Below are 18247 nucleotides of genomic sequence, written 5' to 3'. Positions count from 1 at the left end.
TGGTGGGATGCACGACGGTGCATCCCACCATGTCCGTTCCCCCGGTCTTGGCACGGGCCAGAGCCTCCTCGGGCCTGGTGACTGTGTCCGACCCGCTGAGCTGGTGCCTTGATGGCGCCAGTGGCACGGATTCCCGGGGGAGCGGGACCGCAGGCCCATTCCCAGCCGTTCACACGACTGTTCAGGACCTCTGTGCGCGGGGCCCGTTCAGTCGATGGTGACGACCACGGAATGCCAGCCGGAGGCTCCGTCGGGGATGCTGCGGGTGCGCTTGTAGGTCTGGGTCTTGCCGGTCCTGTCCGTGGCCCGGACGGTCAGGGTTCGCTGGCCCCTGGCGGCCTGCCAGGCGTACGACCACCGACGCCAGGTGTCCGAGGTGTCCTCAGCTGCCAGCCGGGCCTCCTCCCAGGGACCGGCGTCCACCCGGGCCTCCACCTTGTCGATGCCGCGATGCTGCGCCCAGGCGACCCAGGCGACCCAGGCGACCTCGGCGACCATCATGGTCCCGGCCTTGGGCCTGGCGAACGGCTTGGGGTGTCGATGCGGGACCGGGGCTTGATGGGGCGCGTCGGGCCCAGCCCAGCTTGACCCAGTACGTGTTGTAGGAGTCGAACGTGGCCGGCTCGTCGACGAGCAGCTCGGGCATTCGCGGCTCGGGGCCGGCGGCGACCTGGGCCCCTAGCGCAGCCGGAAGCGTCTGGGGCAGGTGGGTCAGACGGCGTTGTCCGTCGGCCAGGCGGTCGGCCACGGCACGCGGCGCAGCACCTTCGCTCGCCAAGACGGCAGCGCCAGTGATCTGTATGCGGCCCGGGCGCGGCACGCGGAGTTCGGGGCCTGGGCGCATTGAAGTCAGCGGAACGCCAGGAGCGGGTGGGAGCGGTGAGGCTGCTGTTGTGAGCCCCACCGCTCCCACCCGCTGGACACGACCTGCCGAAAAGGCACCGCAACCTTCCCGGCCCGTCCCCGCCTGCCCGTGTGCACCCCAGATGCCCTAGGAATCACCTGGTGCGGGCACGTGCGGAGGATCTACGACGCAGGCCGGGCCGCCAGCCGGCCTGCGTGGTCGTGTCAGCTCTTGGGCATGAGGACGCTGTCGATGATGTAGACGTTGGCATTGGCGGTCTTCACGTTGCCGCAGACCACGTTGGCGCTGTCGTTGACCTTGTAGTTCTCGCCGGAGCCGGAGGTGGTGACCTTCGACTTCTCCAGCGTCTCGAAGGAGCCGCTCTCCAGGTCCTTGGGCGCGAGCTTCTTGCCCACGACGTGGTAGGTGAGGATCTTGGTGAGCTGGGCCTTGTCGTTGAGGACCTTGTCGAGGTCGGCCTTGGGGATCTTGGCGAAGGCGTCGTTGGTGGGGGCGAAGACGGTGATGTCCTTCGCGTTGTTGAGGGTGTCGACCAGGCCGGCCTTCTTGACGGCGGTGACCAGGGTCGAGAGCGCGGGGTTGTTCGAGGCGGCGGTGGCGACGGGGTCCTTCGCCATGCCGTCGAAGCTGCCCTTGCCCTCCTTCGGGACGCTCGCACAGGCCGGGCCGAACGGCTCGGACATCGTGTTCATGCCGTCGGACGGGCTGGACTTGTCCGACTCCTTCGACGCGCCTGACGACTTGCTGTCGGATGCCTTGTCCTTGGAGTCGCTGTCGGAGCAGGCGGTCAAAGCCAGCGGCAGCATGGCGGCAGCAGCGACAACAACGGCGACACGACGCAGGCTAGTCTGCATGAAAATCCCTCAACGATCGGAACGGTGAAGGCCGTCTGCCTCCATCGCCGGGAATCCGGTGCGCTCGCCGCTGTGGATTGGTCGCTTCCTCAAAAGAGTGACGCCGGGGTGAGAGGACCGCCACGAGGGACGTGGTCAGGCCTGATGTCGGGAGCGCCAGTAGGGGTTGTCGTGGGGGAGTCCTCCACTGACTCGTCCGTACATGCCGCCGGTCATCAGCAGCAGCCCGACCGCGAAGCTGAACAGCACGTTCTGCATGCGGAAGTTGAGAAAGTTGAAGCGGCTGTCCAGCGCGAACAGAAACGCGAAGCCGGCCAGCAGGAAGGCGATGCCGAGCACCATGTTCACGGTGGACGCGGTGTTCCCGCCGCGGACGGCGGCCGTCAGGAGCACGCCGCCGACGAGAAGGGACAGGACGCTCAGAGCCCCATTGGTGTTGAGGCCGAGAGCGGTGTTGGCGCCGGTGTCGAAGAAGCCGATACGACGGATCAGCCCGAGGACACCGAATGCCAGCAGGAACAGGCCCATGATTCCGGCGCTGTACCGGTAGACCTGGCTCAGGCGATGGTCGACAGGAAGATGATCGTCGAGCTTCACCCGCGGGCGCGCGTGGGGCCTGGCGTGAAGGGTGGTCATGGGAGGACCTCCTTGCCCCCTCCGAGTGGGCTGCGGACCATGAGGTCAGCAGGTCGCGGGCTGCCACCCGGTGGGGTGCACGTAGGCGGCGCTGATCCAGCCGTGGTTGTCGTTGTCGAAGTACCAGGTCGATGTGCCGTTCACGTGGTCGCCGGTGGTCTGGCAGAACAGACGGATGTGGGCTCCGGCGGGCAGTGTGGAGGTGGCCTTCGCGTCCACGGTCGGCGCGTCACGCACGTACACCTCGGACCAGGCCGTCACGACGGCCGGCGCAGCGTGGCGGTCGTCGGGTCCCCACGACCACGAGGTGGCGGGCCCCCCGCCGTCCGGATCCCAGTCGGAAGCGTGAGCGCTCCCGGCGGCGGCCAGGCCTGTCAGGGCACAGGCTCCCGCCAAGGCGGCGGCGCCAATCCCGGCGCGGATCTTCAAGCGGTACATGGCCCACTCCTCCTGGTGCCGTCCCTCCCGTCCCGTTGCGCCCGCGGGACCGACTGCGAATGACGCCGCACCACCAGATACCAGGTGTGCCCTCCATCGGTAATCCGGCACAGACCGTCTCCTTGGATTGCCGAATCTGGCGAATTTCCCAAAACGGGGCAATCCGCATCTCATGTGGCGTCGAATTCTTGGTGTGAGGGCGCGAATGACGCGCCGACCCCCGGTAGCCCGCGCTCTCACCGGCCCCGGGCCGCTCGGGGGCCCGTTCGCCCGCCGCAAAGGAGTGTTGATCATGACCGCTCATCGCGTAAGCACCCGGATCCTGGTGGGATCGGCGGCGCTCGCGCTGCCGTTCTCGCTGGCGGCGCTCGCCCCGTCTGCGTCGGCGGACGACATGACCGGCCCGTTCGGTCCGGCCTGTTCCTCCGTGCCCAAGGATGGTGCGGGTTCCTTCGACGGCATGGCCAAGGACCCGGTCGCCACGGCTGCCTCCAACAACCCGGCCCTGTCCACCCTGGTCACGGCGGTGAAGAAGGCCGGGCTGGTCGACACCCTGAACAACGCCAAGGACATCACCGTCTTCGCGCCCACCAACGACGCTTTCGCGAAGATCCCGAAGGCGGACCTGGACAAGGTCCTCAACGACAAGGCGCAGCTCACCAAGATCCTCACTTATCACGTGGTGGGTGAGAAGGTCACGCAGGACAAGCTGGCCGACGGCAGCTTCAAGACGCTGGAGGGCGGCATGCTGACCACCTCGGGCTCCGGCGAGAAGTACAAGGTCAACGACACCGCGAACATCGTCTGCGGCGACGTACAGACCTCGAACGCCACCGTCCACATCATCGACAGCGTCCTCATGCCCAAGAGCTGACGGCACGACGCGCCGTCGGAGGGAAAAGGGGATCCAAGGGGTGCACCGTGGGTGCACCCCTTGGACATGCCCAGGAAGGGCCGCTGCTCATGCCATACAGCGCGAGGCCAGGTTGTGGTCGACGCGCCTGCAGCCACGGCCGCGGATCGCTCAGGCGGGCAGTTGCAGCAGGGCGACCGGCGGGGTGGTGGGCTGCTGCGATCCACCGGCCGGCTCGACGGTGACCCCTATGCCGGACGCCTTGCCGACGGCGCCCGCCATCAGGACGCTCTGGCTCGTCCGGGAGGGGTTCATCAGGCCGGCCGGGCGCATGTGATCGCCGTCGGCGAACCACAGTTGATACACCTTGCCCTTTGAGGGCTTCGCCATACCGGAGGAGATGAAGACGGCCTTGTCACTGTCGTGCGAGACGACCACGGAGCCGCGCGCCCCGCCCTTGACGGCCGCCGAGGTCACCTTGGCGTCCGGAGCGGCGAGTACGTCGGTGATCTGGTCGGCCTCATGCTGTGCGGTCCGGGCCTGTTGACGGGCCTCGTCGGCCTGTTGGTGCTGCCACAGCGTCGTGCCGCCGAGCGCGGCGGCCGCGGCAATGCAGGCAGCGAGCGCCCAGCGCATGGCACGGTTGCCACGAGTACCGCGTGGCACGGCCGTTGCCACGGAATGCGGGCGCTCCTGTCGTACGCCGGCGATCTCCTGCATCACCTGGACCTTGAGGCGGGGCGGTGCAGGCACCGTGGTCGCGAGTGCCAGCCGTCCAGCGGTGGCGGTCAGTTCACGTACCTCTTGGGTGCACGATGCGCACGCGCTCAGATGCCCTTCGAATGCTGCGCGCTCGTCGTCCTCCAGCGCGTCGACAGCGTACGCGCCGGTCAGCGTGTGCAGGTCAGCCTGGGCGGTCATGCGGTCACCCCCAAGCAGTCGCGAAGCCGAATGAGCCCGTCACGCAGTCGCGTCTTGATCGTGCCCAACGGGGCGGACAGCGCCTCGGCGACTTCCTTGTACGTGAGGCCCTGGTAGTACGCCAACGTCACCGACTGACGCTGGATCTCACTAAGGGAACGCAGGCAGCGGCGCAGCTGTTCCCGCTCCAACTGACCCTCCACCTGCTCGCTCACTTCGTCGAACTCCGGTACCTGATCGAGCAGCGCGGCCCGGCGCTCGCGCGCGGCAGCCGCCTGCACCGAGCGGATCCGGTCGACGGTGCGGCGGTGCGCCAAGGTGAGCACCCAGTTCAACACCGTGCCCCGGTCCGCCCGGTAGCGGGCCGCGGTTCGCCAGACCTCGACGAGGACTTCCTGGGCGACTTCCTCGGACTGGGCATGATCGCGCAGCAGCTTGCACACGACGCCGAACACGGGTGCCGCCACCGCGTCATAGACCACGGAGAACGCCTCGCGGTCCCCCTGCGCGACGAGGGCCAGCTGTTCCTGCAGATCGGGTCTACGTGCTGGACCGGGGCCGACCGGGCTGGGTTGTGTCATGCGCCGCCTTCCGACCACCGCTGGGCTGCGGCTGAGCAGGTCAAAGTGCCTAGTAACGCACACCCGCCGTTCCGTGTCCCGGGCGGGGGCTCGTCATCTTTGGTCCGTCAATCCACGGTCACGACGACGGAGTGCCAGCCGGAGGCGCCGTCCGGGATGGTGCGGGTGCGTTTCTCGGTCTGGGTCTCGCCGGTGCGGTCAGTGGCCCGGACGGTGAGAGTGTGGCCGCCTTTGGTGGCCTGCCAGGGGTAGGACCACTGTCGCCAGGTGTCGCGGGTGTCCTCGGTGGCCAGGCGGGCCTCTTCCCAGGGGCCGTCGTCGACGCGGATCTCGACCTTGTCGATGCCGCGGTGCTGGGCCCAGGCGACTCCGGCGACCATCACGGTGCCGGATGTCGGGCGGGCGAAGGGTTTGGGGGTGTCGATGCGGGACTGGGTCTTGATGGGGGCCCTTCGTGCCCAGTCACGCTTGACCCAGTAGGAGTCGTAGGCGTCGAAGGTGGTCAGCTCGATGTCCTGGATCCACTTGCACGCCGATACGTAGCCGTAGAGGCCGGGGACCAGCATGCGGACGGGGAAGCCGTGCTCGAAGGGCAGGGGCTCGCCGTTCATGCCGAGGGCGAGCAGGGCGTCGCGGCCGTCCATGACGTCTTCGACGGGGCTGCCGATGGTCATCCCGTCCACGGAGCGGGCCACGAGCTGGTCGGCCGCTCCGCCCTGGGACGGGGGTTTCACTCCGCACTGTTTGAGCAGGTCGGCCAGACGGACGCCGATCCAGCGGGCGTTGCCGACGTAGGGGCCGCCGACCTCGTTGGAGACACAGGTGAGGGTGATGCGGCGTTCGATGAGCGGCATCTTCAGCAGGTCGTCGAAGGAGACGGTCAGTTCGCGCTCAACGCCCTTGCCGTGGATGCGGAGCTTCCAGCTGGTGGCGTCGACCTTGGGGACGACGAGTGCGGTGTCGACGCGGTAGAAGTCGCCGTTGGGTGTCATGAACGGGCTGATGTCCTTGATCCGCAGGGCGGCGCCGCGCGGGACCGGGGCGGCTTTGGAGGATGGGGTGGGGAGCATCACGTCCTTGCGGGAGGCGACGGCGTTCTGGCCCTGGGACCCGTTCAGCGCGCGGCCCGCGAGGCCGACGCCGGTGGAGGCGGCGGCCGCGGCGGTTGCGGCCAGGATGAACCCGCGCCGGTCCCACCCCGACTCACCGTGGTCGTCGGCGTCATGTACGGGGGCTGTGCCATCCAGTGGCTGCGCCGCGGCGTCTTCCGACACCGAGTCTCGAGAGGCGGAGGACTGGCCGGCGACGTCCCGGGTGCGTCCAAGCCAGCCGATCAAGTAGTAGAGCAGGCAGGCACCGACGATGGCGCCTACGGCGGAAGGCAACGCGTCCGTGACGCTGGTGGAGTCGGGCCTGCTGGTGGCGGCCAGAGCACCGACGACGCCGAACGCGAGGACACCCAGTGAACCGATCAGCCGCCACCGTGCGGCGAGCGCCCCCAGCACCAGGGCGAGCACGGTCAGCACGGCCAGAATGCCCAGTTGCAGCACCAGCTTGTCGTTCGTGCCGAACTGCCGGATCGCCCAGTCCTTGACCGCCGGCGGGGTGCGGTCGATCGCCGCCCCGCCCACCGCGATGACCGGACCCGATTCGGGCCGCACCGCGGCGGAGACCAGCTCGGCGACCGCGATCGCCGCGTATCCGGCGAGCAGTCCGCTCAGTGCGCCCAGAGACAGGCGTTTGATGCCGCGCAGCGGCGTGGGGGTCGAGTCGTCGTCCATGTCGGGGAATCCGTTCTTGCGCCGCGCTTGGATTGGCCGATCACGCCATCGGAGCATGAAGCGTCATGTGGCAGCAGTAGCAGGCAGTCCGGCGCGGTCCCTGGTGGCAGCGCCGCAGGGCTGCCGGTATTCCACGCTCTGGAGGGCAGCGTGTGGGGCGAAGGGGTGACGGCTTGCGCGAAGAACCAAGCCGTGGGGCACAGGCCGCCGGATTACCAGTGGGCACACGGACCCACACCACACCCAGCCGCCGCAGGAATGCGGTGATACCTGCCGCTTCAGCGGCCAGGTTGGACTACTCCGGGGGAGCGCTGTGAGAGTACGCATCCGGTTCGCGTCGATCATGAGGAGGGTTCGGCCCGAGCTTGTGGCCGGTTGCCGGTTCAAGACTCGTCGCTGCCGCGGCAGCAGGAGGCAAGGTGCGGGTGACCGAGGTGAAATGCGCTTCAGCACCTGCCACTTGAGCGCAGAAGCGTGCCCGGTGATGCCGCCCGCGGAGTTGCGAGAAGCCGTATTCAGAGCCATCTCGCACACACCTCAGGAACCCGCAGACACACACGCCGCTCAACAGACCGACCACGGTGCACCCAACCCGCCCCCCGGTATGCCTCCGGAATAGGGCGGTGACCCGCAGCCGTGAGCATTTCTACGACCGGTCCCATCTCGCCCGCCTCGAGGGCCGCCACACCCAGTTGACCTGCCACTGGTGGTGGCCACCGGACCCGAACCGGGTCTGTGGATTCCAGCGCGCGTTCCAGGATCACCTGACCGGTGAGCATTGCTTGGCCGCCCGTCACGTCTACGTCGCGGGGTCCCCGCGCCTTCGTCCGCTACACCGTGTGCGCCCTGGAGGAATACGACGGGTCGCTTAGCCTGACGCGCGATCCACTCCCCGCGGAGCATCCCCCGGCAGTGCTCACCCATGCCGAGCGCGTCCTCGACCGGCCCAGGCCGCTCTGGGACAACCCGTCACTGCACCACACCGGATGACCATCGGGCCCACGTTCTCTACTCTCTAGTAACTATGACTCTCCAGTAACTGTGTTTCTTGATCGAGAGGACCCCTGACATGAGCCGCGTATTCATGGTGCGCAGGAGCATCGACATCGAGGTGACGCCCGAGGCTGCCTATCAGGCTGTCAGTCGTCCTGAAGACATGGGTCGGTGGAGCCCGGAGAACCGGGGCACAAGCGGTGATACTCCGGTCGGACCGGCCGTGCCAGGGACGTCGTTCGTCGGGCGCAACAAGCGGGGGCGGTTCCGGTGGGTCACACGATGCACCGTCACCGCAGCCGATCCAGGCAGCCGCTTCGCGTTCCGTGTCCATGCGATCGGTGCCCGTCGACCCCGACTGCGCGGCTCGATCGCCACGTGGGAGTACCTCTTCGAGCCGACGGACAACGGCACACGCGTAACGGAGACCTGGACCGACGACCGGCGCGCCTGGCCCGATCTCGCCGCGCACTTCTTCGACCGGATCGTCACCCCGGGCCAGACGTTCGCAGACTTCCAGATCCGGAACATCGACATGACGCTGCAGAACCTCAAACGCGAGCTGGAGAGCGCCAACGCCGCCTGATGCGACAGCGTGGGACGCACCACTCACTGCCCCGACCGACTGTGGAGAAGGGAGGGGCCCAACGGGTGTGCGTCCGGTGCGTGTTGATCGCTGCGACTGCCCCGCTCAACGGTTGCTCGCCGGGCAGTGAGCCTCCTTCGTCGAGTGAAGAAACGCGACGGGCCCAATTCGCCGAAGCTGCCTGAGCCGCCGTCCCGGACGCAGCCGGGGCTGCCCCGTGCTGGTGGCCATCGGTGGAGCGGGGGCGGGTCTCGAAAGCGGGCACGATGGTCTCCGAGCGGGCCCGCGCCAAGCTGAACCAGATCGCCGCACGAAAGACCCGCCCGCCCAAGCGGAAGACCCGGCCGCTCGCGCAGCTGCGCGAGCGGTGGAAGGCAAGCGCGATCCTTACCTCCGGTGTCGCCGCCGACGTCATCACCTCCCTCCTCGAGCACGCCCGCGCCGCAGCCGCCGGAATCCGGACCCGGGTAACCGCCGTGGTCGACGTCGCCTTGGCGGCCGTCGAAGTCGCCGCGACCGTGTTCGTGATGAACGACGGCGGCCGCTTCCAGCGCCGGCACGTGCTCGCCGAAGCCCGACGCCACCTCGCTCTCGTCCTGCGCGGCCGCCATCGCGAGCCGGACCTAGATGAGCACATCGTGGACGCCGCACTCGCCAGGTACTGCGTCGACATCAGCGAGCCGAAGACATTGCGCGGCCGGATGCCCGCCTATCGCCTCTACATCGCCCGATGGTCGTTGGCCGACCTCACCTCCGGCCACGGGAGCCCGCCCGCCACCGCCCCGGACCGGCAGCCACCGATCGACCCGGGCAAACCGGCCGCGCCACCTTCCTCGGGTCCGGAACCGGGGGAGTGCGAGATACCCCGCGTGCCGTTGCAGCACGAGCGGGCCGTCCTCGCCGGCGCGGCGCTCCGCGCGAAACTGAACTCCACAGTCGCCACGCGCGGCCGCTCCTACGACGTCGCCCGGCACCAGCAGGCGGCGATGCCCGACCAGCTGCTCGCGCCCGAGCCGGCCGACCCCGAGGACGACGACCAGGAGCAGGAGGCCGGGCCCGGAGAGGTGATCGACATAATGGCGCTGCGGGCCCTCCGGAAATCCCGCACGGATGTGGAAGCCCTCAATCACACGGCCGATCGGCTGCGCCACCTACAGGACGTCTTCACCAAGGCGGGCGAGGACTCCCGCATCCGCGCGACCCGCTACGCCACACCGGACGATGCCGATGGGGCGCACCCGGCGCGCCGGGACGACCAGCGGGCGCACCGCCCACAGCAACAAGGACCGCACCGGGGCCCGGAGGCCAGCCGCTGAGAAGCCGTCCCGCTTCTCCTTGATCCATGACGTGCTGTATCTCGGTGTCCCGCCTCAGATGATCTGGCCCGAGGTCGTCGTCGTGACCTGCGACGACCAGATCATTTGAGACGAGTGGCGAGCCGAAATCTCAACTGATCTAGCCCGTGGCGTGTGGATGTCGCCCTGAATCTCAATCCGTCTGGTCCGCCGTGGCGGGACCCGAGAGAGCGGCAGCTGGCACACTTGCGCGACATGAACGACTGGTACGAGCAGTTGGAGCTGGGTAGTGATCTGGTTCGGATCTTGGAACCCCGCGTCGGCCCGCTGGTGTCAGCAAAGCTGTGGTGGCTGCGTGGAACCGACCGTGACATCGTCGTTGATGCCGGGCTTGGCGTCGTTGCTCTGCGTGGGGAGATCCCGCGCATGTTCGAACGTGACCCGCTGGTAGTTCTCACCCACGCGCACCTGGACCACGTTGGCGGGGCTCACGAGTTCCGTGAGCGGGCCGGCCACCCTGCCGAAGCCGCAACCCTGGCCGAGGGTGTCCCTGCCAGTCTGTACGGTGCCGAGCTCTCCGAGAAGCTGGGCATCGAGGCTGGGGATGAGCCTGTCCCGGACCTGCTGATCAAGAGTCTTCCGTATCCCGAGTACGACCCGCGGACATATCGGGTTCAAGCGGTGAAATTGAGCCGTCAGCTCGACGACGGGGACCGAATTGACCTGGGCAGCCGTACGCTGACGGTCCTTCACCTACCGGGCCACTCCCCGGGAAGCATCGCCCTGCTGGAGGAGCGTACCGGGGTGCTGTTCTCCGGCGATGCGGTGTACGACGGCTACCTCATCGACGACCTCCCCGACTCCGACGTGCCTGCCTACCTGCGCAGTATGGAACGCCTCGCGCAGTTGGACGTGTCCGTCGTGCATCCGGGCCACGGGCGTAGCTTCGACCAGATGCGGCTTCGTGAACTTGCCGGTGACTACCTGCGCGGCAAGCGGTGACGGAGCCCGACGCTGGGTATGCGGAGGGCCCGGCTTCTGTCCCTCATTGGTAGCTAGGCACGGGCGGCTCGGCGCACATCGCGGCGGGGCCCGGACGGAGCGCTGTGCGTGGCGTACTCTGACCGCACCTGCACGGTAATCGCCCCCGGCACCACGGAGGCATCCGGCCCCGTCCGGTTGCCCGGCCCCGCACGGACCGTGCAGCGCCCAGGGGGGGCACCTGCATCCGAAGACGCCCAAGAGGGCGATCGGGCCGCACGCGCCGCCATGGCCCGTGTGGTGGGCTCACCCCTTGTGGGGGATGCCGTCTTTTGCGGTACGTCGCTCAATTGAGGTGCAACTCGCAGAGGGAGAGAGGGAGGTCGTGATGACGGCCGAGGGCGGTCCCGTGCAGGTGCTGATGATCGTCTTCGACCCGGACGCGGAGTGCGAGGGACAGGCCACCGAAGGGCTGGAGTCTCGTGGCTGCGGGGCAGATCCTCGTGCTGGATCTGCTGGTCCTTTGCAAGCAGCCCGAGGGTGATCTTGTTGCCGTCGACTGTCAGGCGCAAGCCCTGGAGCCTGGCACCACGGCCGGGTTGGTGCTGTTGGAACACCGCTGGGCGGGGAGGCTGCGGCGCGCGGTCGGCGAGCAGGCAGGCGTGCCGGTGGCCGAGCGATTGTTCACCGGAGAAGTCCTTGGCCCCGTCGCCGCGGAACTGCTTGGCTCCCCGCGCGGTGCGAGGAAGAGCTGGAGGCACGATGAAGAGCCGCAGACAACGACGGGCGAAGGGTTCTGCCCGCCGCGGCGGGCCTGCGTGAAACCGGCAACAATGCCGCGGGCGGCCCTGGTCAGGGACGATGTCCGGCAAGCCAGGGACGCTGTGCGGCACGCTTTTGCCGGGAGCGGGCGTCGGTGCCACGGCCAAGGGGGGGCATCGCGGTGCGGCGTGGCCCGCCCGGCGACGGGCTGAGCCCCGGTGCGGGCGCGTTGGCGGCGTGGCGGACGGGGCCCAGGTCGCGGTCTTGACGATCCGGTACGCCATCCCGTTGCCGCAGGTGCGAGCCCGCGCCTGCGCACTACTGCTGGGGCGCCCCGCGGGCGCCTGGCGCGCCGTTCTGGTCAACGGTGCGAGGAAGGAGAGGACTGTGAACGGTTCCGTCACCCTTGCGTACGACTATCCGCTGCTCAGCGTCTTCTGGAGCACGTTCTGGCTCTTCATGTGGATCCTGTGGTTCTACCTGCTCTTCCGTATCATCAGCGACATCTTCCGCGACGACACGCTCAGCGGGTGGATCAAGGCGGGCTGGATCATCTTCGTGATCGTGCTGCCTTTCCTCGGAGTCTTCGTGTACGTCCTGGTCCGGGGCCGCGGCATGGGCCGGCGGGAGGCCGGGGCGTTACAGGCCCGGCAGGAGATTTTCGACGCCCACATCCGCCGGACCGCGGCGCAGGACGTGTCCCGCACCAGCCAGGCCGACGAGCTGGTGAAACTGTCCCGGCTCAGGGAGCACGGCGACATCTCGGAGGAGGAGTTCCAGCGGGCCAAGGGCAAGGTCTTGAGCTGACTTCGCCGGAGGCGGCAGCGTCGTTGTGCCCCGCCTGGTGGGGGCTTCCGGCCGGGAGCGGCCGCGGGGCGGGGGACTCATCGGGACCCGTGCCCCGGATGAGCTTCCCTTGATGCGGCCCGCCGCAGCGGTCGGCGGCCTCCCCACCCAAAGCCCCTGCACGGCAAGGAAAGGGGGGTGGGCAGGGTGGCTGTGACGTTGTTCAGCGGCCCCACCTCAGTGGGGCCGGTCGGGGTGATTCTGCCCGGCCCCGCTGCTCGTCCGCGCGTGGCTATGTCCATCGCATTCCGATCCGTGAGAGCTGTTCGATCCGTTCTGGTGTCAGTGTGGCGGCTCTGCTGCGTTGGTTGCTGACCCATGCCCCGAGCTTGATCTCTCGTTCCTCCTGTTCCCTGCCGCTCTCACCATCGCGACCGCCGCCCCCGCTGTCGACGGCGATCCGTTCGACGTGCTTCCTGGGGACTTTCAGGTGGCCTTCGCGTTGGTGGTACTGCTTGGCGGCGGCGTAGTTGAGGGCCCATTTTTCGGCCTGTGTACGGCGTGGCTTGGGTTTTTCGTCGTCGGTGGCGGGCTGGATCCCGAGGATGTGTGCGCACATCCATTGCTGCGCGGTGGTGAGCTGGTCCCACCCGAGCCGCACAGACTGCACCCACCGCCCGAGATCCTCGCCCTGGCACAGAACCTCACCCGTCTCGGTGGGCAGTGCCTCGCCCGCGTCCAGGTGCATCCGGACGAGGCGGAAGCACCGTTGCCACGTCACCGGCCATGAGGGGCACCAGGAGGCGTCGATGTCCTCCAGCTGCTCGCGTCGCTCGTCCGACAGGGCGCCGGCCGTCGACTCCACGGGCAGGCCTTCGGCGCGCCGCTGCTCGTTCTCGGCGGCCTTCCTTGCGGCGGCCCGCGCGTTCTTCAGCCAGATGCCCACCTTGTACCCCTGGTGCGTGGCGTCCAGCGGCGCCAGCAGGTGACCGTTGTCCTGGGCCCACCCGCGCGCGGCCGTGAGGCCCTCCTCCCAGGCGACGTCGAAGTGTGACCAGATCATGCCGAGCTTCTCCAGCTGCTGGATGCGGTCCTCGTCCATGGCACCGCGGGCGTAGAACCTTCGAGCGTCGGCGACCCACTGTCCTAGAGGAAACCCGGCAAGCGCGGTCGGCCACCTCTCGGCTTGCGCCGCCTGTTCGTCGGCGTCGGGGACGCGGTAGGTGAACGGGACCCGGAGGTCGCTGTGCTCGCGGGCGTAGATGGCGGCGGCTTCGATGCCGCGTCGCCAGTGTTCGTGTTCCGGGCTGAGGACGCGGAGGTTGATGAACGCGGCGAGGGTGGCCGGGTCGCGGGGTGTGGAGAACTTCAGCAGCTCCCGGGCTGGCAACGACAGACCACGGTCGCTTCGGTCGCCCCCGGCGTCCTCACCCTCCTCGACTGCCTCGTTACGACTCTGCACGCCCCTGACACGGCTCTGCGCCTGCTGCTCGGCGAGCTGCTCGACAACACGGGCGTCGTGCGCACGGAGTGCCTCCAGCAGCTTGGCGAGCCCGCCGAACGCCCGCGAGGTCAGCATGTTGTCCGCCGTCTCCCCGGGCCCGAGCAGGACCGGCACCACGAGCGAGGCCATCTTGCCCTCGCCGGGCTGCATCCGCAGCGCGCGGCCCACGGCCTGGACGAGATCAGGCATCGAGCCGCGGACGTCGGCCCAGTACACGGAGTCGCAGTTCTTGGTGTCGACGCCTTCGCCCAGCACTTTCACTGAACACAGGAAGCATTTCTCCACGACGGTGCCGTCGGTGGCGATTCCGGCGGCGAACTCGCCCAGGAGCTGGCGGCGGTGGAGTGGCTTGTGGTCTCCGCAGAGCCAGTTGGCCCAGATCGTCTTGGGGTACAGCTCGGGGTCGGATGCGTGCAGTTGCGCGGCGACGTCGGGGATGCCGGCCGCGAAGGCTTCGGCTTCCTTGACGACGTGGTGGAAGACGAGCGTCCTGCGGAAGCCCTCCTCGGCCGACGCCTTCACCAGCGCAGTCTGGAGCGCGGCGATCCGGGCCCCGCGTACGCGCTCGGAACGCGCGTCTTCGCCCAGGAGCTGGGCTGCCTGGAGTGCGGTGTCGGTGACGTCCACGCAGACGACCTGGTAGGGGGCGCAGATTCCCCGGTCGATGGCGTCCGAGAGGGTGAGGGTGAAGCAGCGGCTGCCGAAGGGGCCTTCGGGGTCGTCTTCCATGCTCGCGACCAGCTCGCCCGGTGTACCGGCCTCGTCTTCGTCGCCGAGTTGCCACAGGCGGGGCGTGGCGGTCATGTAGAGGTGGCGCAGGGAGGGGATCTTCTGGTTGTCGTGGACGACCGCCCACGGTTTCCCGATCCGGCCGGAAACGCGGTGGGCCTCGTCTACGACGATCAGGTCCCAGGCCGCGAGGCCTCCGGCGTGTGCCAGCTCCAGTGTGCCCAGTGCGAGGCTGGCGTACGTGGCGTAGACGGTGACCTTGTCCAGGCCACGCGTCCACTCCACCAGCTCGTCTACGTCTGTGGTGTTGGGGAAGGAGGCCTCTTCACCGCGCAGCGAGGACACCCCGATCACCGGCCCCCGGCGGCCTGCCTCGCGCTATGCGGCTTCGGTCTGGGTGAGGAGGTCCAGTGAGGGGACGAGCACCAGCACGCGGCCGGCGTGGAGCTCCTGGGCGCTGCGGGCCGCGACCCGGGTCTTCCCGGATCCGGTGGCCATGATCACCTGGGTTCGGAGCCCTCGTTCAGGCACGAACGATCTTGCAGGGAACTCTAGGGCCCGGAGGACCGCTTCGATGGCTTCTTGCTGGGCAGCCTCACGCTGATCGGCGCGCTCGGTCGACATGTGCCTCAGTCCTTCCCTTGGTGTCTCCCGGAAGACCAACGAGCAACCCTGTGAGCTAAGTTGATCAGTGATGCGGAGCCGGATGGAGATTCTGAACGGGGCAGTGATCGTCTGCCGTCGGAAACGTTCAAGGCCTCTGTGAAGTTTCGTCTGGCTGCCAGTAACTGCATCTCGCCTATGTGCCAGCGTCAGATGCCCTCTACGGTGTGTCTGATGTGCTGAAGCTGCTCTGGAATCTGTGGCAGATGGCGCAACTGCTTGGTGGCAAGTAGTGACATCGCGCGGGACAGGTGCATGGCATTTCCTATATGCAGTGCCTGCGGCGGCCCGCTCGTTCGCTGGTTTGGATGCCCCGTCAGGCTGATTCCTCTGGGGCTACAGAGCTGGCACCGCGAGCGTGGTCAAAGGTGGTGCGGGTGTCCTGTGCGGCAGTGGTCAACTCGCTCAGCACCACGGCCACCGCGTTTTGTGCATCGGCTGCTTCGATCTCCCACTCGTTGCGCCAAAGTTCCTCGCGCTCGTTTCCGCCGGAGCGCCAGTGTTCGGTGCCCACAACGGCATGAAGACGCAGGCGCTCGTTGTCCAAGACCTGAACAGCCGCCGCTGCCGTCAGGGTGTACGACTGGCGGGGGAGGTTCTCCACCACGCACAAGAAGCCGTGTTCGTAGTGGACGGCCTCCCCTCGCACTCCAGGCCTTCGCGCCCGCATGCTTTCGGGCACTGCCGTGATCCGGGGGTAGTTGGCGACTTCAGTTCCGGGCCACTGGCTCAGTTGCGAGACAAGCTGTGTAGCACCTGTTTCGAGCTGTGCCAGCATCTGCTGGATGAGCTGGGCGCTGGCCTGACGGCGTGCTGTGGCCTCGGTTTCGGCGCTACGCAATGCGATTAGACGCTCGGTCAGGGAACCCTCGCGCTGCGGAGCAGGCCAGGCGTGTACGGAGGGCGGCCGGGGCTGAGGGACAACACCTTCAAAGGGAAAGCAATGCAGGCTGCGGTTGAGGTACTGCAGGTACTCCACGGTGACATCGGGATAGGGCTCAAGAGCCTGCAGCAGGTCCGGTACGCGCTCTTGCGGGAACGCGCTACCCAGGACAACGCCGGTGAGCGCGGCTCGGATGTCCACGTAGTCGTAATCGGTGGACTGGTTAAGCAGGATGAGCCGGTACTCGCACTCGCTGTCCCAGTCGATGTGCTTGCGGAAGAACAACGCTTCCTTGTTGGCCTCGGCGTAGGTCATCGCGACAGCATCCACGCCGAATTCCGCGACCTGTCCCAGGTCAATGCCGCGGGTGGCTGGAGCGGCCTGGCTGCTTAGGTATCGGACCGGACCGTGGAAGGCAAAGGCTGCGGAAGCAGAGTGGGTGAGGAGGGACTCGATGAGTTTGTCGCGGTCGAATCTGAGGCACACCCCCGTGTGTGCGGCGCCGTAATGAGCCCACAGAGACAGATGGGCCCACCCCCGCAGCGCGTCTCGGTTGAATACGCTGCGCGGCAGGGTCACGTCCTGCGTTAGGCATCCGACCTTGGTGTGCATGCGCAGCTGTCGGTCGATCTCATCCCAGAGGGAGAAGCCGGCATCGAGACCTTGGTGGTCATGGTGTGCGCTGAGTGTCGGGTAGTGCGGCTGTAATTCCCACAGGTCATTGGTCAACTTGTAGGGCGACAGACGCAGCATACCCTTGCCCAGGATGCCGGTAACTGCGGCCTCGGTGTTGGTGTAGTGGAAGAGGTGGCCGGTCACGGTTCGCGGGGCCGTAGCCACCTCGTATTCGCTGTGGGTCTCGAATGTGGGGCTCGGGTGCGCGGCTGTCGCACGGCTGTCGGAAAGCTCGCCATCGGAGGTCATGCGCAAGCCCCTCTGTTGTCCTGTCTCGCGCAGCTGGCGCCAGCTACTCTACCTTCATTATGGTCAGTGTGACGAGAAATGGTCGGGGAGTATCGCCTCCTATGTGGGGCGGCCGCCACTGGCACGACGCACTGGGCGCTGGGATCGCCCTTTCCTGCTTCCGCAGGCTGAAGAAGCGGCGGTGCCGATGGCGTAGAGGACGACAAACTGGTGGAGGCCGCGCTCGACGACCTTGCCGGCGAGCGCGGCGGGAGCGGCAGTTGACGGCGTCAGGGCGTCTCAAGGCGCTGCGTGCGGCCCACGAGCGTGCGTGTCAGGTGCTGCTGAACCGCGTCTCTCCGGACCGTCCCGCGGGCGCTGATGGTGTTCTTGACCAGTGGGTCGGTGGCTTCGGGTGATGGAAGTTGCGAACGCTCCGCCACGCGCTGTCGATGTGGGCGCGGTTGCTCGGCTTGACTCGACAGACGGCGAGGAACGTTACTAGTTGTTCCTCGGTCGCAGGCAGACGACGGCGGTTGATGATGTTGTAGAGGGTGGTACGGGGAATGGGTGTCAGCCCTGCCGCGGGGCGGGTGAAGCTGCTGGGGGAGGGGGCGCCGGCTTTCTCGTAGGCGTTGGCGAGCACGGCAGCGAGTGCCCCGCGGCCATAGATGTACTGGGCGGAGGGCGCACCGATATCGCGGCCGCGTGCGGTGGTGCGGCCCTGAGTGCGCAGTTGGTGCGCGTCGTGGCGAGCGTGGCCGGAAGCCCCGCACGCGTCCAGGAGGGCGTCGAGGACGGCGAGGGAGGGGGCGGAGGTACCGGACTCGGCGTTCTGGATCGTGCCGCGGGAGACTGCTGCGGCCGAGGCGAGGGCGCGCTGACTGAGCCGTGCGTGCTTGCGCAGCGCGGTCAGGTGCGCGGCGAGGCGGGCATAGGGCGCGTGTGCGGCACTGCTGGAACGGGCCATGGCGGGCGTTTACCTGCCGACGCCGGAGCGCACCGCGGCCTCGGCCAGGGCAGCGATCAGTCGGCGGCCGCCGCCGGCGAGGGCGAGGGTGCCTGCGCCGATCGCACCGCAGCCGCCGAGCAGGGCGAGGATGGCGCCGGTGGGCGTTCCCCGGAGGAACAGCAGGGTGCCGAGCGTGAGAAACGCGATCAGCAGGATCAGGGCGTGCGTGGAATCCCAGCGCACGGGGGAAGCTGGCGCGGTGGGAGGGGGCAGGTGGTTCA

Annotated in this window: 14 protein-coding genes and 2 pseudogenes; 5 read left to right on the top strand and 11 right to left on the bottom strand. The window is 68.1% G+C overall.

Features of this window, described 5'->3' with window-relative positions; genetic code table 11:
- Positions 1-207: 207 nt before the first annotated feature.
- The 4 genes and pseudogenes from AB0L89_RS34440 to AB0L89_RS34425 all read right to left on the bottom strand — a co-directional run.
- Positions 208-616 (bottom strand): annotated as a pseudogene (locus AB0L89_RS34440) (molybdopterin-binding oxidoreductase); the annotation flags it as partial.
- 452 nt (positions 617-1068) lie between these two features.
- On the bottom strand, positions 1069-1719 hold the full coding sequence (locus AB0L89_RS34435) for a fasciclin domain-containing protein (RefSeq protein WP_365150140.1): 651 nt from the start codon (positions 1717-1719) through the stop codon (positions 1069-1071).
- A 135-nt stretch (positions 1720-1854) separates the two neighbouring features.
- Positions 1855-2355, bottom strand: a complete 501-nt coding sequence (locus tag AB0L89_RS34430) for a DUF4383 domain-containing protein (protein ID WP_365150138.1) — start codon at positions 2353-2355, stop codon at positions 1855-1857.
- Positions 2356-2400: 45 nt separating this feature from the next.
- A complete protein-coding gene (locus tag AB0L89_RS34425; RefSeq protein ID WP_365150135.1) occupies positions 2401-2616 on the bottom strand; it encodes a hypothetical protein in 216 nt (71 codons plus the stop codon).
- A 469-nt stretch (positions 2617-3085) separates the two neighbouring features.
- On the opposite strand from AB0L89_RS34425, the gene AB0L89_RS34420 reads away from it, so the two are divergent.
- A complete protein-coding gene (locus AB0L89_RS34420; RefSeq protein WP_365150132.1) occupies positions 3086-3667 on the top strand; it encodes a fasciclin domain-containing protein in 582 nt (193 codons plus the stop codon).
- 150 nt (positions 3668-3817) lie between these two features.
- Here AB0L89_RS34420 and AB0L89_RS34415 read toward each other — a convergent pair whose 3' ends face one another.
- The 3 genes from AB0L89_RS34415 to AB0L89_RS34405 form a co-directional block, all read right to left on the bottom strand.
- Positions 3818-4567 carry an anti-sigma factor gene (locus AB0L89_RS34415; RefSeq protein ID WP_365150129.1) on the bottom strand — a complete coding sequence of 250 codons (750 nt, stop codon included), beginning with the start codon at positions 4565-4567 and terminating at the stop codon, positions 3818-3820.
- On the bottom strand, positions 4564-5148 hold the full coding sequence (gene sigK / locus AB0L89_RS34410) for an ECF RNA polymerase sigma factor SigK (protein WP_365150126.1): 585 nt from the start codon (positions 5146-5148) through the stop codon (positions 4564-4566). Before sigK ends, AB0L89_RS34415 begins: the two co-directional genes overlap by 4 nt.
- A 107-nt stretch (positions 5149-5255) precedes the next feature.
- Positions 5256-6929 carry a sulfite oxidase gene (locus AB0L89_RS34405; RefSeq protein WP_365150124.1) on the bottom strand — a complete coding sequence of 558 codons (1674 nt, stop codon included), beginning with the start codon at positions 6927-6929 and terminating at the stop codon, positions 5256-5258.
- 1069 nt (positions 6930-7998) lie between these two features.
- Between AB0L89_RS34405 and AB0L89_RS34400 the strand changes: the two genes are divergently transcribed.
- The 4 genes from AB0L89_RS34400 (at position 7999) to AB0L89_RS34385 (ending at position 12353) form a co-directional block, all read left to right on the top strand.
- On the top strand, positions 7999-8508 hold the full coding sequence (locus tag AB0L89_RS34400; RefSeq protein ID WP_365150121.1) for an SRPBCC family protein: 510 nt from the start codon (positions 7999-8001) through the stop codon (positions 8506-8508).
- 266 nt (positions 8509-8774) lie between these two features.
- Entirely contained in the window at positions 8775-9824 is a 1050-nt protein-coding gene (locus AB0L89_RS34395; protein ID WP_365150118.1) for a hypothetical protein, read from the top strand.
- 234 nt (positions 9825-10058) lie between these two features.
- Positions 10059-10805: an MBL fold metallo-hydrolase gene (locus AB0L89_RS34390; protein ID WP_365150115.1), complete on the top strand. Its 747-nt coding sequence runs from the start codon at positions 10059-10061 to the stop codon at positions 10803-10805.
- Between the two features lie 1128 nt (positions 10806-11933).
- Entirely contained in the window at positions 11934-12353 is a 420-nt protein-coding gene (locus AB0L89_RS34385) for an SHOCT domain-containing protein (protein WP_365150112.1), read from the top strand.
- 271 nt (positions 12354-12624) lie between these two features.
- On the opposite strand, the pseudogene AB0L89_RS34380 reads toward AB0L89_RS34385, so the two are convergent.
- The 4 genes and pseudogenes from AB0L89_RS34380 to AB0L89_RS34365 form a co-directional block, all read right to left on the bottom strand.
- Positions 12625-15189: pseudogene (locus AB0L89_RS34380) on the bottom strand (Helicase associated domain protein).
- A 355-nt stretch (positions 15190-15544) separates the two neighbouring features.
- The gene (locus AB0L89_RS34375; protein WP_365150109.1) at positions 15545-17035 is read right to left on the bottom strand and encodes a DUF2971 domain-containing protein; all 1491 of its coding nucleotides are present in this window, start codon (positions 17033-17035) and stop codon (positions 15545-15547) included.
- Between the two features lie 313 nt (positions 17036-17348).
- The gene (locus AB0L89_RS34370) at positions 17349-17984 is read right to left on the bottom strand and encodes a helix-turn-helix transcriptional regulator (RefSeq protein WP_365150106.1); all 636 of its coding nucleotides are present in this window, start codon (positions 17982-17984) and stop codon (positions 17349-17351) included.
- 9 nt (positions 17985-17993) lie between these two features.
- Complete coding sequence (locus AB0L89_RS34365; protein ID WP_365150103.1) at positions 17994-18209, bottom strand: hypothetical protein; 216 nt, start codon at positions 18207-18209, stop codon at positions 17994-17996.
- Between the last annotated feature and the right edge of the window lie 38 nt (positions 18210-18247).

The sequence above is a fragment of the Streptomyces sp. NPDC052114 genome, assembly GCF_040680155.1.
Classification (GTDB): domain Bacteria; phylum Actinomycetota; class Actinomycetes; order Streptomycetales; family Streptomycetaceae; genus Streptomyces.
The sequence above is the reverse complement of the archived record's forward strand: the minus strand, read 5'-3'. Positions and strand labels throughout refer to the sequence as shown.